A 14,819-nucleotide genomic window follows, 5' to 3' on the forward strand; every position below is an offset into this window, starting at 1 on the left:
TTCGAGCACGCACCGCGGCACAATAGACAGGAAACGTTCAGGGAACACGAAAACACTGCAAGCAAAAGAATGCCATACTACGTGCATTTTTTCTGCCCAGTTTGCAGATTTTGATGGGCGAAACGCTGGAACCACGGCAAAGAAACAACCCGTTCCGCTGCCTTTTCCCAAGGAACCGCCGGGCAAGGGAGTGCTCCCCACGTGAACCGAATGAAACTCCCTATTTCTAGTTCCCCTAGATTCGTGGAAAAATGCTGTGCCATGACAACTCAATCGGCAACCGCAACCACCACAAACGGTGGCGAGAGCATCCGATTCATCCCGGTACATTCCACTTTGTACCCGTGGCTGGTCTCGGTGTTCGTCGTTACCTTCCTCATCTCGAACATCAACGCCACGAAGGGCGTCCAACTCGGCCCACTCATCACCGATGGCGCCTTCTTCCTCTTCCCCCTCGCCTACATCGTGGGCGATGTCCTCTCCGAGTGCTACGGCTTCAAGTCCACCCGCCGCGCCGTTTATATCGGTTTTGCCATGGCTCTTTTGGCCGCGGTTTCCTTCTACATTGCAATCTGGCTGCCCGCGGCTGATTTCTACGAAGGCCAAGAAGCTTTCGAAGCAACCCTCGGCCTCGTGCCGCAGATTCTCGCCGCCTCCCTAGCCGGATACCTCGTGGGCCAGCTGCTCAATTCCTTCACCTTGGTGAAGATGAAGGCCCGCACCGGCGAAAAGGGCCTCATTGGCCGCCTTGTTGCTTCCACCGTCGTCGGCGAATTCGGCGACACCCTGCTGTTCTGCGCCATCGCAGCACCCGTCATCGGCATCGATTCCTTCAGTGGCTTCCTGAACTACGTCATCGTGGGCTTCCTCTGGAAGACCGCCTGCGAGGTCATCATGCTTCCGCTGACCACGCTGGTTATCTCCTGGGTTAAGCGCCGCGAGGATTACGCACCTATCGCCGAGGCCGACACCCCTACGACAGCGCCGTCTAAGTAGCAGCGACCCGTCCCGAATTCCCCCTTGGCACGCACTGTGCTGAGGGGGTCTATTTCTCTCTTCCCTTCACCCAACTTGCGTAATACGATGCATTCACAGGAGCAAAGGAGAATAAATGGCTGCATGTGAAGGCCGTCCGAAATCTGCTTCAGCCCGTGCAGCACTTTTGGAACGGGTCGAAGACTACTACGACCTTCAGGAACTGCGCACAGCAATGGCAGAGGATTCTGGCGAGCGGTTTAATCTTGATGAGGTCTTAAAGGACATCGACGATGCATAAGCATCTACAAACTTCCCTCCTCCCCATCCTTGGCCTGGCCACAGCCTTCAACCTTGTGGCGTGCTCGGGTACAGAGGAAGTCACCACGTCGTCCGCAACGACGAGCCACGCGGCACCGGAAACGACGACGGTGAGCAGTAAGGCGTCGCCAAGCGCAGCGCCCACCCCTCCCCCGCTCAATGAGGGCCCAGCACCCGCACTGACCGGCACGTTTGAGATGGATGGCCCGGCCACCATCACGGGCGCGACCTATGACTCGATGCCCTTCGTCCTGCCCCTCAACCCCGCTGGGCCACAGGAGACCATGGTGCGCTGGGTGCAAGACTGGGGTGAGCCACCCGCCACAGCAGAACAGGGCACCACCTACGTCTTGGGCCATGCCTGGGGCCAGCAGAAACTGGTGTTCAACCCCTTCTCCGAGGTGGTCACCGCCGACGTGGACCTGAGCAACCCCACCACTGTGGAGGGCCTCGACGGGGCGCACGTGCAGCGCTTTGCGACGCCCATCCTCAACGGCTCCCACATCCGCATGACCTCTGAGGGTGGTGCCGGGCGCGAATGGGTTGTCGATAACGCTTTCCTGGTGGGCAAGGAACAGCTAGGAAGCGACGCGGACCTGATGAATACCGAGGTTCCCGGGCGCATCGTACTCATTGCCTGCGCTGTCGACGGCGCTACTGACTTGGAGTACAACGTCATCGTCACCGGTCACTTGGCGTAATAGCGCCCCAGGAATTCATCGCGGTAGGCCTCGTAATAGCCGCCGTCGATCGACGCCCGGATGTTATCCACCAAGCGGATCATGAACTCCAGGTTGTGGATGGTGCACAGCGTGCCCGCTAGGAATTCCTTGGCCTTGAGCAGGTGGTGGATGTAGGCACGGGAATAGTTCTCCGAGACGTAACCGCCGAATTCCTCGTCCACGCCAGCAAAGTCGCGCTTGAAACGCGCATTAGTGAGGTTGAGGCGTCCATCGAGGGTGTAGACGCCACCGCGGCGCGCCAGGCGGGTCGGCGCCACGCAGTCGAAGGTATCCGCACCCGCCTCCACCGCGGTGAACAAGTCATCCGGCTCGGAAATGCCCAGCAGGTGCCGGGGCTTATCGACGGGCAGCTCATCGCACACCCAGCCCACAATCGTTCCCAGATTCTCCTTCTCCAACGCGCCACCGATGCCGAAGCCTCCGAAGCCGCGACGGCCATTCGCCTCGGCGCGATCGGAAAGCTCCACCAGCCCGCGCGCGGCCTGGCGTCGCAGGTCCTCGTATTGCGCACCCTGCACCACGCCCCACAGGGACTGGCGCGGCTTCTGCGGACCGCGAGCAAGCGTCAAGCGGTCGTGCTCATCCAGGCAGCGCTGCGCCCAGCGGCGCGTGCGCTCCACGGATTCCTCCTGGTACGTGCGGGTATCCACCAGGGTGGTGAGCTCATCGAAGGCAAACATGATGTCCGCGCCCAGGCCATGCTGAATCTGCATGGAGACCTCCGGGGTAAAGCGGTGGGAGGAGCCGTCGATGACGGACTTAAAGTCCACACCGTCCTCATCCACTTGTGCCATGCGTTCCTTCTTCGCCGCACGGATATCAGAATCCGTCAGCTCCGCCACGTCCATGGCCAGGACCTTCTTGAACCCCACGCCCAGGGACATGACCTGGAATCCGCCCGAGTCGGTATAGGTCGGCCCGTGCCAGTTCTCGAAGGTAGCCACGCCACCGGCCTCATCCACGATGTCGTGGCCCGGCTGCAGGTAAAGGTGATAGGCGTTGGACAGGATGGCTTGGGCGCCGGTGGCCCGGATCTGTTCCGGGGTCAGCGTTTTCACCGTGGCCTTGGTGGCCACCGGGATGAAGGCCGGGGTTTGGATATCACCGTGCGGGGTATGGATAACGCCGGTGCGGCCGTGCTTTCCCGGTTGTGCTGGACCGCTCAAGTCCAGCTCCTTCTTCACGTCGAAGGAAAGATCGGTCTCAAGCTGCGGCTTAGGGTGAGTCATAGGGAACTATTCTACGGGCTGCGCTGCCTTATCCTCTGCTTCACGGGATGCTGCCGCGTGTTTGCGCTCCCATTCTTCCTCGAGTGCGGTGCCCTCGATATCCAGCTGCGGGATCAGCTTGTCCAGCCACTTCGGCATCCACCAGGTGGTGTGACCCATGAGGAACATCGTGGCGGGGACAAGCGACATGCGGACTAAGAAGGCATCGAAAAGCACGCCCGCCGCCAGCGCGAAGCCGAAAATCTGGATGAAGGGCAGGGGCTGGCTGATAAACGCCACGAAGACGGAAATCATGATGATGGCCGCGGCGGTGACCACGCGGGCACCGGCGGTAAAGCCGGCGATGGTGGCCTCGTCGTTGGCGTTGTACTTGCTGTACTGCCCGCCGCTGCCCTGCGGGAAGCGGGAGAAATGCTCGCGCATGCGGGTGACCAGGAAGACCTGATAGTCCATGGCCAGGCCGAAGGTCACGCCGATGAGGAAGATGGGCATGAAGGAAATCAGCGGGCCCGGCGCGGGCACCAGGCCGGTGAGGCCGTCCTGCCACACAAGCACGGTCAGGCCGAAAGCGCCGCCGACGGAAAGCAGGAAGCCCAGGCCCGCGACCAACGGGACCAAGATGGAGCGGAACACCGCCAAGAGCAAGATAATGGCCAGGCCCACCACGATGGCGAGGTATGGCCCCATGGCCCCTTCAAGGCGCTCGGTGATATCGAGCTGCACCGCGGTCAGGCCCGTCATGCCGATCTCGGCGCCGGTGGCATCCTCCAGCTCCGCGCTAGCCGTGCGCAAGGCGGAGGCGGTGCCAATCGTGGCCTCATCCGTCGGCGCTGTGGTGGGGCTGACCATGATCTGCGCGGACTTCATGTCTTTGCTCACGCCCACCAGCTGGGCGTGCTTAACGCCGCCCACCTGGTTGAGGCGCTGTACGGAATAGATGAAGGAGGAAAGCGCGGCCTTCTTCTGCTCATCTTCTTCGCCTTCTTGGCCCTGGATATAGGGCTGTAGCGCCGCGGATTCCGGGTTGGCATTGGCGCCATCCACGATCACCAGGAAGGGGCCGTTGATGCCGGGACCAAAGCCTTCGGAGAGCAGGTCCGCCGCCTTGCGCTGGGTGGTATCCGGGTTGGAGGTGGTATCCGCCGGCAGGGCCAGCTCCATGTGCAGGACCGGGGCGGTCAACGCTCCGAGGCCGAGCACCACCAAGGCCATGACGATGCCAGGGGCGCGCTGAACCGTGCGCACCCAACGGTTGCCCATCGTTGCTTTCGTGCGGCGCGGGCGGCGCTTCGTGGGGTTGCCGGCCACGCCAGGGATCCGCCCGGCGAAGGCCTTATCACCGAGCAGGCCCAGCATCGCGGGCACCAAGGTCAGCGCCACGAGCACGGCCATGAAGACCGTGCCCGCAGCGGCCAGGCCCATGGCGGTGAGGAAGCTAATGCGCGCTACGAGCAGCGCGAAGAGCGCGATGAAGACCGTCGCGCCGGCAAAGACAACCGAGGAACCCGCTGTGCCAACGGCCATGCCGGCGGCATCCGGCCCATCCATGCGGGAGCGCTCCTGCCGGTAGCGCGACATGATGAACAGCGCGTAGTCGATGCCCACGGCCAGGCCAATCATGACGGCCAGCACCGGGGTGAGGTTGTTGAGCTCAATCCAGTGGGTAGCGATCATGACACCCATCGCGCCCAGGCCCACGCCCACGACAGCGGAGATGAGCGGCATGCCCGCGGAGGCCAGCGAACCGAAGGTAATAATGAGGACGATAAACGCTACGGCCAGGCCGATGACCTCAGAAATCGAGTTGACCTGGATTTCATCACCGAAGCCCGCGCCGCCGGCCTCTACTTCCAGACCCGCCGCACGGCCGATGTCCATGGCCTCATGGACCACGTCTTTATCCGCGGGGTCTACCGAATAGGGGCTTTCCGCATCGAAGTCGAAGGTGGTGTAGGCGATGGTCTCATCAGCATTGACCATGGCGAGGTTATCGGCATCTGCCCGTGCGGTCTCTTCCGGCAAGCCCATGGAGGTGAACTGTTCGATGACCTGCTGCTGAAGTGCTGGCGATACGTCGAGCGGGTTACCCCAGCGCTGCTGGCTGCCCTCTGGGATATCAAGGCCTTCAGCAATGTGGTGCACCACATCCTCGACAGCTTCTTTGTTCTGCGGATCGCTGAGCTTCTGCCCTTCCGGGGCCTTGAAGACGAGGTTGACCGACGGCGCATTGGCCGGGTTACCGTTCTCCGGGAAGAGCTCCACCGCGCGGCGGGTGGCATCAATAGCGGGCGTGCCGCTGATGGAGTACTCCGTGGTCATCGGTTTCATCAAGCTCAAGGTCGCTCCGCCTGCAGCCGCCACGATGAAGATCCAGGCGATGATGACCTTCCATCGGTTGATGTAAGACCAGCGGCCTAGGTGGTAAAGCAGCTTTGCCACGGAAATTCCCCTTCACATGCGCGATTATTGCTCGCGGAAGCTTTGGTGGTGGACATGAATGTGCACCAGTTTAACCAGTTGGGCTGTGAAGCCCTAACGGTATCGCACGCCCAGCTGGGCACCAGGATGAGATGAAAGCGCCGCGAAAAGAATCATTCCAAGCGGGGGTACCGGCAGTAAAGACCAGCAGATCCTTCGCAGCGAACTGGTGTACTAAACCATCATCCCCCCAAAGTCTTTCCTAGGAAATCCCAAGCAATACTAACTACAGTCCCAAGACCAAGGGCTTTCCGTCCGCTTAGATGAAGACATCGCATGAGCAAACGACAAGCCGCTTAAGCCAGTTCAACGGGAGTAGGTATATCTTGACCTCATTAGAGGACCCCCACCTTCGGTTTGATCCTGTCATCTCCAGAACCCTAAGTTTGACGGGCGATTCATCGAAATTGGAAGTGATGGCTAAGACATTCCTCGCGGTGTCTGCTCCATTCCTCGAAGAGATTCCTCCGGAAATCATTAATCGACTTAGAGAATCCGAGTTCTCCAAAAATCTCGAGAGCGCGGAGCGATGGCTCAAGGCGAGTGATGAGAGAACCCATCAAGCACAAATAGACCAAGAACCAGATGAATTGATTATCCACTATGGCAAGGTATCTGCCCTTGCAGAGGCTGCTTGCTGCATTGACCCATCCAATGTGGACAAACAAAATTTGTTCTACTTCTTGATGAGCCTGAGCTCGGTGGTCGTCGATCCACAAGTAATCATGGCTAGACAATTCAATGAGGCCTAAGCTCGCACATAGCCAATTGCACACCTGCGATGTGTACCTACTTCATTACAAAGGAACAGCACCCTCAGCCATATCTGCAGTACGTGGCGAACGCGCCACGGGCAAGAACGACGCAACGGCTGCGACTACCAACGCAGCTGCCAAGGCAACCGCCGCAACACCAGGCTGAGAAGAAAGTGCCGCGAAAAGAATCATTCCAAGCGGGGTACCGGCGGTAAAGACCAGCTGATCCTTTGTAGCGAACTGGTGCACCAGACCATCATCTCCCAAAGACTGCCCGAGAGAATCCCACGCAATGCCTGCAGCAGTCATCAACAAGGACGCAGCGGCACCAACTGCGGCGATGAGCACGAAGACAGAGGAGAATGCCAAAGCCAGGATCTGCCCGGCCAGAAGAATCAGCATCAGGATTTGCAGGGTACTAAAACGAACCCGATCTAATGCCTTCAGAATTGTTGCGGCTGAGCCAATCAGCGAACCGACCGCAAGCGCAGTTGCCATAAACCCCCAGGACTTTTCGTCGAAATTATTCATAATCCATGTAGGTCCAGCGCTTCCCAGGAAGCCGTTGACAATTGCCGCGACCAGCCAAGTGCCGAGCCCTACCCGCACCCAGCTCGGGAGCGTTGGGGACGTAAGAGGCCTGTTCGGACTCGATGAACCTGCGCTGTCCGGTCCTGGTTCAGCCGCTGCGACATTAGAGCTTTCGCCTGCTGGTTCTCTGCGTACTGAGAGAAACGGAAGAACAAAGAGCATGGCCACGAGGAAAGTGGCGCCGTCGATAAGCAATACCGTGTTAAACCCCAAGGTGAGCACTGCCGCTGTACCGATGAGGGGGCCGGCGATAAACAGCACATCACCGAGCATCGACAGGGTTCCGTTGACGCGGGTGCGCTGCTCATCGGAAAACAGCTGCGACAAGAGGCTAAACCTTGCTGGCCCAAAGAATGACGAGGCACAACCGTACACGCAGCTTGAGAGCGCGAACGCAGCAATGGAATCGCCGCGAGCAACCACCCACGCCACGAGTCCCCACTGCGCCAACATCCGAACGACATCACTACCCAGCATCCAGGTCACTGGCCGGTGAGGTGGCGGCAGCTTTCGGACCACTAAAGAACTGACGAAGCGGCCCGCCCACAGCGCGATAAGCACCACCGTCAAGCCGCGCCCCGACGGATCTACTCGGTGCGCCTGAAGCGCAAAAGCAATCGGGATGAGGCCGTCACCTAACCCAGAGACGACAGCGGCTACGAAGACGAGCGAGAACGAAGTTTTAAAAGAAAGACTATGCATCAATCCCAACATCTTATAGTGTTCTGAATCATAGTATTTAACTATAGAGAGTCAGGGCACACCTCTCGCCCAGTCAAAGCTCTAACCGCTGAAGTGCTTTAGGAGACCCTATGTCCACTTTCGTCATCGTTGCCGTCGCGGCCATCCTTCTCATTGCCATCCCAGCAGGCATGATGAGCCGACGGATCCACAAACGCACGGAAGACCACGACCCCGAGGCACGCCAAGCCGCGCTGGATTTCCAAAGAGATGTTGATAGAGGGCGGGCTGGCTTCTAAAAATAAAAAGACCGGCACCCCAGAGCTAAGAACTGGAGTGCCGGATGTGGCGGTGGCGGCGGGATTTGAACCCGCGGTTGGGGGTTACCCAACATTCGCTTTCGAGGCGAACACCTTCGGCCGCTCGGACACGCCACCGCGTTCCAGATTACGTCGAGTAACCCCGAGCGACAAAATCGCTGCCCACACCACGCGGCGCGGACAGCGATTCAGCTATTTGAGGCTAGGAATTAGTCCTTGAGGTTACCGATAACCTCGGTGGCCTTATCCTTGACGCCCTCAACGGCGTCGGAAGCCTTCTGCTTAGCCTCGGAGGTGACCTGGTCGGCCTTGCCCTCGTTCTCCAGCTTCTCGTTATCGGTCAGGCCGCCAGCGGCTTCCTTAGCCTTGCCAACGAACTCGTCCTTCTTGTTCTCGAAATCACCCATGGTTTTCTCCTTACTCTCTACTTCTCTCACGTGGGACTCTCTACTTCTCTCACGTGGACCACCCAGCCTACACCCAAATTGCCAGGCGGCTGCGGGGCCACTAACCAGTTCAGGGGCTAAGCGCCGCTTCTACGAAGACCCCCGAAGAAGCCCGTGAGCAGCTCCGCGCACTCCTCCTCCAGCACACCGCCGCGTACCTCGGGAACGTGGAGGGCGCCGGGGGCACGGAGGACGTCGACAAGCGATCCACACGCCCCCGTCTTCGGCTCAAAGGCACCAAAGACCACCGAAGACACCCGGGAAGCCTGAATCGCGCCCGCGCACATCGCGCAGGGCTCCAAGGTGACAACCAGCTCGCAGCCTTCCAGCCGCCAGCCATCGCCGTGCACGCGCACCGCCTGGCGGATTGCTTCGACCTCTGCGTGTGCTGTTGGGTCATTCAGCTGCTCGCGGCGATTAACGCCGGTGGCGAGTTCGTTGCCGGAGGCGTCGTAAAGCACGGCACCCACCGGGATATCCCCCGCCGGTGTGGTGCGCGCAACCTCTAGGGCGCGGCGCATGCGAGCTTCCGCGCGCGCCAGCCCCGCTGCTGGTTTAAGAGTCATCCGAGTCGAGGCCGTCGATGAAATCCTCCAGCTCATCGCCAAAGCCCAGCTCGCCGGCGATGCGCAGGAGCATGTCGGAAGGCCAGTCCTCATCGTTATCGATGATGTAGCCCAGCTGGTTCTCATCGAGGCCGAGGTCAGCGAAGATATCGAAGTCGCCGTCACCGTAGGGGTCGGCGTCCTCCCACTCGTCCTCGTCCAAATCCGGGATATCGATATCGCGCAGGTCCAGGAAATCCGCGGCGAAGTCGTCTTCGGAGGCGTAGGTGGCGTCGGAAAGCAGCATGCGCACATCCCCCGGAACCGGGCGCACGACGACGAAATAATCATCTTCCACGCACAGCAGCGCGAATGCCGCCCCCTCGGAACGCAGGTTGCGCACCGCTTTGATGGAGGTGTTGACGTCGGTGAAGTCATCCTTGAAAGGGCGAATCACCCAGCCGCCTTCGGCACTGGCGACGGTGATGGCAAAGGACAGATCGTCGTGGCTCATACCTCGTCAGATTAGTCGGGTTGTGCCACAATTGTCACCGTGAGTTCTCAAGATGTTCAACGCCCCGTCTGCATTATCGGCCTCGGTCTCATTGGAGGTTCCCTCCTGCGTGACCTAGCTGCTGCACGCCATTCCGTGTACGGCTACAACCACTCCACCTCTGGTGCCCGAACGGCCATTAAGCAGGGCTACGACGTCACCGATGATCTGCCGGCCATCCTGCACCGGGCCGAGGAAGACAACGCGCTTATCGTCGTCGCGGTGCCCATGGATGCGGTTGCCTCGGTCCTCGATTCCATTCAGGAACACGCCCCGAGCTGCGGCTTGACGGACGTGGTCTCGGTCAAGACCGAGGTGCGCCAGCTCGTTGTGCAGCGCAACATGGAGTCGCGCTATGTGGGCGGCCACCCCATGGCCGGGACCTCCAAGTCCGGCTGGGAGAACTCCCACACCGGGCTGTTCAACCGCGCTGCCTGGGTTATCACCTATGACTATGCCGCCGAGTGCGACGCGCGCGGCGAGCGCATCCCCGCCGAGTGGGAGAACATTTTTGCGGACGTGGTCCGCATGACCCAGATGGTTCACGCGGAGGCGGTTCCGGTGCGCGTGGCTAACCACGATGCCGCGGTCGCCCGCATTTCGCACCTGCCACACGTGTTGGCGGAAACCCTCGCGGTGGTCGGCGATAATGGCGGCATCCTGGCGCAGTCCTTGGCGGCTGGCTCCTTCAAGGACGGCACGCGCGTGGCGGGTACTCGCCCGGACCTGGTGCGCCAGATGTGCGAGACCAACTCGACTGCGCTGGTCCAGGCCCTCGACGAGGCCCTTGAGTTGCTGCAGGATGCGCGCGAATCGCTGGCCTCGGATGAGCCTTCCATCGCCGCGCTTGCCGACGCTGGCTTCCGCGCCCGCACCCGCATCGAAGCCCGCTCCGGGGCTCGCAAGGAATCGGTCTCCCCGGTGAAGATCTCCTCCCGCCCGGTCTTGCGCATGCACCCGGGTGCGCCGAACTGGGTGGCGCAGCTGCGCCAGACGGAGTCTTTGGGCGGGCGCATCGAGATTTTCTAACCCGTTGGCGAGCTTCCAGCCCTGACCTTCTGCCCTTAATCGGTAGTTTCCCAACGGGTTCCCCTCACCCGGTTCCAGTCAAAAGGTTTGTTTGCCCCCAAACGAACCTTCTACCTGGCTAAAGATGGTTTACCTGCCCCCAGAGGAACCTTTTGACTGGAGACTTCTGAGTGAAGCCTTTTGTAGGAGTGCTGGCCAGTGGGCAGCAGCAGTCAGCAAAAGGCATCTTGCAAACGGCATCTGTCAGAAGGCGTCTGTCAAGAGGCGTTTTCTCGCCTGAAAACGCCTTTTAGATCCTGCAGGTGGCGTTTTTGGCCCCAAAGATGCCTTCTAGCGGATGCCTTTTGTGGGGCGCCATTTGTCGACGGTTTGTGGGGTGCCATCTAGCGACCGACCGTGGAGGAGCGTGCGCGGCGGCGTCGGGCGGCGTAGTGCGGTGGCGTGGGGTGGGACGCTTAGTCGCGGAAGGTGTCGTCGCGGCGCTTGCGGGCTAGAGACTCGTCGCGAGTCATGCCAAGCAACGGGTAGCCCGCCAGGCCCACCGCGAGGCCCACCGGCAAGAGCCAGAGCATACCGGAGGCCAGCCACAACACCACCCCGAGAATGACACCAGCGATCAGACACGGAACGAGTTTCTCCTTCATGGAGATTCAGCCTAGCCGCACCATGGCTCTGGGCATATCAGGCGCAAAGTCCAGCAGTTATTTTAGCGTGTGCCCTTGCGGCGAAGAACGCGTGAGGCGATGGCGACAACCACCAGTCCTGCCACCCCAAAGATGCCGGCGCGCATGGCATAGGGCTCGCTGACCTGCATGGTTTTCGGAGGTTTCGGGGAGTTATCGGCATTCAACACACCATCAGTGTCGCGGCCACTGGTGACGTCCTCAATCCAGTCGCGGACCTCAACCACGGATGTAATCGCCGCGGTTGGGGAAGGCAGATCCGGATCCGCATTAGACGTTCCGGCCGTAGCTACGCCCACGAGGCGGCCGTTGACGAAGAACGGCCCGCCCGAGTCGCCGCCCTGCATGCCTTCGCCATTGAGGGACTTCACGTCCATGATGGCAGCCGCAATCATCGGGCCTACTCCCCCAAGCTCACCGGCGGGAATGCTTTCCGCGCCGTCAGGTCCAACGGCAATATCTGGCATGTCGCCGCCCTTCATCACCTGGGGCGCATCGGACGAACCAGGGGCGGGAGCGACCATTCCACCGGGGGCAGGCACTGCCATGTCACCAGGAGCCATAGCCCCGGAATCTCCTGGCGCCACCGGCGTCATCTTCTCGCCGGATTCATCTGGGCTTGCCGGCGGGGTGCCGCCGGAGAGCAGTTCGCCCACTTCCATCTCGGCTATCGGTAGCTGGCCTTTGCGGGCCATGCGGGAGCTACTACTCCAGCCGTAGAAGTGCCCTTTCTCGCCGGCGGTGGGGACCGCATCCGCGAGCTTGGCGGGCTTAACGCCCTTGACGGGCTCGGTCAGGTGCATGAGGCCGGCGTCGATAGTCGGCGAAACAGCCCAGGAGTCCACGTCATAGACGCGGGTGTCCTTGCCCTGGCCAAAGCGGGCCTGCGAGCCCTCGTTGTTGACGGACTCCAAGCAGTGGCGGGCGGTCAGCACCCACTGCTCAGCCACCAGCGTGCCGGTGCAATCGCCGAAGTTTCCGATTTTGCCCATGCGCAACGCAGCCACGGCGGCGCTTTCCTCCGAGTGAGGTGCGGGCTGGGCGAATTCCAAGGCCATGGCCGGCGCAGCGCCTAGCCCCACGACCAGAGAGCTGGCCACGACAGCAGTTATCTTTCGTGCCACCATTACGCGGCCACCTCCTTGATTGCCCAAGCCACGGCCCTCTCGGCCGGGCCCTTTCCACAGAACTTCTTCCACAGCGCGCTCAACAGTAGGAACGCGAGCACAAAGCCCACTGCCGCCATGGTGTTGTGTAGGGAGACGTGTGCTTGCCAGTAGCGAGCGGTGAGAATGTGCAGGATATAGATGGTCAACGACATCGAGCCCAATGCCGCGAAGGGGAAGGTCAAGCGCGGCAGGTGACGGCCAATGATCAGGCACAGGTGCAGCACCACCGCGGTGACCGCCACGGAGAGAAGGATTTCACCAAGCACACCCGTATGCCCGGTAAAGCGCAGCCAGCCGGCGATATCCGGGTTAAAGCGCTGCCACAGGCCGATGCCAGTAACGACGACGGCCACCGCGGTCGTGACGATCTGGGTGCGGGTGGGGCGGGTGAGGTAGACGTCGTAAAGCAGCATGCCCGCCACCATGTACGCCAGGAATGCCACGAGGGGGTAGACCTGTGGGAGTGTGTACGGCGCGTAGAGCACCGTGGCGCCCGCAGTAGCCAGCGCGAAGAGCAGGACCTTCCAGCCGGTGGCCAGCGGCGGCACCCAGGCGGTGAGAGCCATGGCCGCGCCCATCACGACGAGCACCACCTGAATCTCACCGCCCACAGGCAGCAAGGCCACGCCGATGAGCATGACTATCAGGCCGCGGGCGACCAGCTTGAGGAAGACCCGCAGCGAGTAGTCGCGGGCAAGAATCATCATCGTGGTACCTGCAATGATGGCAAAGCCCGCCGCCGGCAGCCCGGAGAGCACCACCTTGGCGCTCCACACCAGGTTGGCCATGTGCAGAATAATCATCCCGATGATGGCCAAGGAACGAGCAATATCGAGGCCCACTATTCGGGCGCGCGCTGACACCTATTCATCTCCTTGCAGTTGAAAACGTTTAAAGACCGACCAGTGGCTCTGGCCGGTCTTCTTATTTGTGTCCGTTTTCAGCTCTGCATTTCACTCAGCGCTGCGTGATATGCATCTCAGCGAATGAGCGTGATGGCTTGGTCCCCGTTCACAAGGTAGATGCGCTGCGGCGTTACGGAGGCAGCAGGATCCACCTTCACCATTACTGGGCTCGCAAGAAGTTTCATGATGGCCCCGTCCGATTGTGGGCCAAAGCAGACGTGATCCGATATCAAATCCCACGTGATATCTATCTGACCAGCCTCATTGCTTTCAAAGTGGAAACCGGCGATATCGCAGGAGAACTCCATGACCTGATCCCTAAAGTTCACATAAAAAGATTCCGGCTGTTCCGCGGACTTCCACTCAGAATTCTCCACGAACTCCATCTGCTGTGCATTAACGGTAACTAAGCCCGAGGGCACGCTAGTAACGATGTTTCGTTGTGAGGATCCAGCTTCCGCTATACCTGAGCTCCCTGGCAGATCCGAGGAGCCAGCCAAAGACAACAGAGAGGAAAAGAAAAGCAAGATAGCGGAGAGAATCGCTTGAATCATGGGCACCATTATATCCCCCGCTGGCGGGCCCACCGTGCGATCCTCCAGTACTTACTTGCCCAAGTCCTCCAGGATGCGCTTAGCCAGATCAGCCGAAGACTGCGGGTTCTGGCCAGTGTAGAGGTTGCCGTCCACAACGACGTGGGAGCTCCAGTCTTCCGCTGCCTTGTCATACTTGACGCCCGCGTTCACAAGCTCACTCTCCAGGAGCCACTTCGCATTCTCCGCAAGCCCAGTGGATTCTTCCTCGGTGTTGGAGAAGCCAGTCACGTTCTTGCCGGCAAAGGCGTTGGTGCCATCGTCGTTCTTCGCTGCCAGAAGTGCGGCCGGTGCATGGCACAGCAGAGCGAGGGGCGTGCCGGCGGCGAGGCGCTGCTTCAACAGCGCACCAGAGGCGGCGTCGCCGGCCAAGTCCTCCATGGGGCCGTGGCCACCTGGGTAAAAGACCACGTCATAGTCTTCCTCGTTGACATCCGCCAAGGCCTTTGGATTATCGAGCTCATCCTTGATGGACTCAAGGTAGGAACGAATTTCCTGAAGTTCCTCGGGCTCACCGGCCCCTTCACCAAGGCTCATTTCATCCAGCGTCGGCGCTACCGCGTTGGGGGTAGCGATGGTGATGTCCCAGGCGGCCTCGCTAAACAGGCGGTGCGGAACGGCAAGTTCCTCAGCCCAGTACCCAGTCGGGTGAACGGAACCGTCCTTCTGTGTCCAGCCATCTGCCGCACTGACGACGAACAATACGCTAGTCATTTTTAATCTCCTTCACATCACGGTTTCGGTTAGGCGCCCCACTATGTCAGAAAACTCGGATCTGTGCCGTTAGTGCGGTGGCGGGACTG

The 14,819-nt window shown here is 60.6% G+C and carries 17 protein-coding genes and 1 tRNA gene; 6 read left to right on the top strand and 12 right to left on the bottom strand.

What is annotated here, in order from left to right; genetic code table 11:
• The first annotated feature begins 261 nt into the window (after positions 1-261).
• The 3 genes from HMPREF2912_RS02350 to HMPREF2912_RS02355 all read left to right on the top strand — a co-directional run bounded on the left by HMPREF2912_RS02350 (position 262) and on the right by HMPREF2912_RS02355 (position 1,997).
• Positions 262-996 (top strand): queuosine precursor transporter, encoded by a 735-nt coding sequence (locus HMPREF2912_RS02350; RefSeq protein ID WP_070564234.1) that lies wholly within the window; start codon positions 262-264, stop codon positions 994-996.
• A 115-nt stretch (positions 997-1,111) separates the two neighbouring features.
• Entirely contained in the window at positions 1,112-1,276 is a 165-nt protein-coding gene (locus HMPREF2912_RS12960; RefSeq protein ID WP_154762325.1) for a DUF6290 family protein, read from the top strand.
• Entirely contained in the window at positions 1,269-1,997 is a 729-nt protein-coding gene (locus HMPREF2912_RS02355) for a sortase family protein (RefSeq protein WP_070683143.1), read from the top strand. Before HMPREF2912_RS12960 ends, HMPREF2912_RS02355 begins: the two co-directional genes overlap by 8 nt.
• On the opposite strand, the gene tgt is transcribed toward HMPREF2912_RS02355, so the two are convergent.
• Both tgt and HMPREF2912_RS02365 read right to left on the bottom strand, forming a co-directional pair.
• Positions 1,985-3,268 carry a tRNA guanosine(34) transglycosylase Tgt gene (gene tgt / locus HMPREF2912_RS02360; protein ID WP_070533844.1) on the bottom strand — a complete coding sequence of 428 codons (1,284 nt, stop codon included), beginning with the start codon at positions 3,266-3,268 and terminating at the stop codon, positions 1,985-1,987. The two genes, HMPREF2912_RS02355 and tgt, sit on opposite strands and share 13 nt — an antisense overlap.
• Positions 3,269-3,274: 6 nt before the next feature.
• The gene (locus HMPREF2912_RS02365; RefSeq protein WP_070683144.1) at positions 3,275-5,707 is read right to left on the bottom strand and encodes an MMPL family transporter; all 2,433 of its coding nucleotides are present in this window, start codon (positions 5,705-5,707) and stop codon (positions 3,275-3,277) included.
• 455 nt (positions 5,708-6,162) lie between these two features.
• Between HMPREF2912_RS02365 and HMPREF2912_RS02370 the strand changes: the two genes are divergently transcribed.
• Positions 6,163-6,498 carry a hypothetical protein gene (locus tag HMPREF2912_RS02370; RefSeq protein ID WP_070564224.1) on the top strand — a complete coding sequence of 112 codons (336 nt, stop codon included), beginning with the start codon at positions 6,163-6,165 and terminating at the stop codon, positions 6,496-6,498.
• Positions 6,499-6,543: 45 nt separating this feature from the next.
• On the opposite strand, the gene HMPREF2912_RS02375 is transcribed toward HMPREF2912_RS02370, so the two are convergent.
• Positions 6,544-7,794 (bottom strand): MFS transporter, encoded by a 1,251-nt coding sequence (locus tag HMPREF2912_RS02375; protein WP_070564221.1) that lies wholly within the window; start codon positions 7,792-7,794, stop codon positions 6,544-6,546.
• 110 nt (positions 7,795-7,904) lie between these two features.
• Between HMPREF2912_RS02375 and HMPREF2912_RS12965 the strand changes: the two genes are divergently transcribed.
• Entirely contained in the window at positions 7,905-8,072 is a 168-nt protein-coding gene (locus HMPREF2912_RS12965; RefSeq protein WP_010188407.1) for a hypothetical protein, read from the top strand.
• Positions 8,073-8,119: 47 nt separating this feature from the next.
• Here the strand turns inward: HMPREF2912_RS12965 and HMPREF2912_RS02380 are convergent.
• The 4 genes from HMPREF2912_RS02380 to HMPREF2912_RS02395 form a co-directional block, all read right to left on the bottom strand.
• Positions 8,120-8,210, bottom strand: a tRNA-Ser gene (locus tag HMPREF2912_RS02380).
• A 92-nt stretch (positions 8,211-8,302) separates the two neighbouring features.
• Positions 8,303-8,500, bottom strand: a complete 198-nt coding sequence (locus tag HMPREF2912_RS02385; protein WP_070533853.1) for a CsbD family protein — start codon at positions 8,498-8,500, stop codon at positions 8,303-8,305.
• 116 nt (positions 8,501-8,616) lie between these two features.
• On the bottom strand, positions 8,617-9,060 hold the full coding sequence (locus HMPREF2912_RS02390) for a nucleoside deaminase (RefSeq protein WP_070683162.1): 444 nt from the start codon (positions 9,058-9,060) through the stop codon (positions 8,617-8,619).
• A gap of 34 nt (positions 9,061-9,094) precedes the next feature.
• Positions 9,095-9,598 (bottom strand): tRNA adenosine deaminase-associated protein, encoded by a 504-nt coding sequence (locus HMPREF2912_RS02395; RefSeq protein WP_070524567.1) that lies wholly within the window; start codon positions 9,596-9,598, stop codon positions 9,095-9,097.
• A 39-nt stretch (positions 9,599-9,637) separates the two neighbouring features.
• Between HMPREF2912_RS02395 and HMPREF2912_RS02400 the strand changes: the two genes are divergently transcribed.
• Positions 9,638-10,666: a prephenate dehydrogenase gene (locus HMPREF2912_RS02400; RefSeq protein ID WP_070524568.1), complete on the top strand. Its 1,029-nt coding sequence runs from the start codon at positions 9,638-9,640 to the stop codon at positions 10,664-10,666.
• 455 nt (positions 10,667-11,121) lie between these two features.
• Here HMPREF2912_RS02400 and HMPREF2912_RS02405 read toward each other — a convergent pair whose 3' ends face one another.
• The 5 genes from HMPREF2912_RS02405 to HMPREF2912_RS02425 form a co-directional block, all read right to left on the bottom strand.
• The gene (locus HMPREF2912_RS02405) at positions 11,122-11,310 is read right to left on the bottom strand and encodes a hypothetical protein (protein WP_070524570.1); all 189 of its coding nucleotides are present in this window, start codon (positions 11,308-11,310) and stop codon (positions 11,122-11,124) included.
• Between the two features lie 62 nt (positions 11,311-11,372).
• A complete protein-coding gene (locus HMPREF2912_RS02410) occupies positions 11,373-12,476 on the bottom strand; it encodes a trypsin-like serine protease (protein WP_070524572.1) in 1,104 nt (367 codons plus the stop codon).
• The gene (locus HMPREF2912_RS02415; protein WP_070683147.1) at positions 12,476-13,381 is read right to left on the bottom strand and encodes a DUF418 domain-containing protein; all 906 of its coding nucleotides are present in this window, start codon (positions 13,379-13,381) and stop codon (positions 12,476-12,478) included. Before HMPREF2912_RS02415 ends, HMPREF2912_RS02410 begins: the two co-directional genes overlap by 1 nt.
• A 116-nt stretch (positions 13,382-13,497) precedes the next feature.
• A complete protein-coding gene (locus tag HMPREF2912_RS02420; protein ID WP_070524631.1) occupies positions 13,498-13,977 on the bottom strand; it encodes a hypothetical protein in 480 nt (159 codons plus the stop codon).
• 51 nt (positions 13,978-14,028) lie between these two features.
• Positions 14,029-14,730 carry a type 1 glutamine amidotransferase domain-containing protein gene (locus tag HMPREF2912_RS02425; RefSeq protein WP_070683148.1) on the bottom strand — a complete coding sequence of 234 codons (702 nt, stop codon included), beginning with the start codon at positions 14,728-14,730 and terminating at the stop codon, positions 14,029-14,031.
• Positions 14,731-14,819 lie beyond the last annotated feature (89 nt).

Source organism: Corynebacterium sp. HMSC056E09 (assembly GCF_001813425.1).
In the GTDB taxonomy this organism is placed as follows: Bacteria; Actinomycetota; Actinomycetes; order Mycobacteriales; family Mycobacteriaceae; genus Corynebacterium; species Corynebacterium hesseae.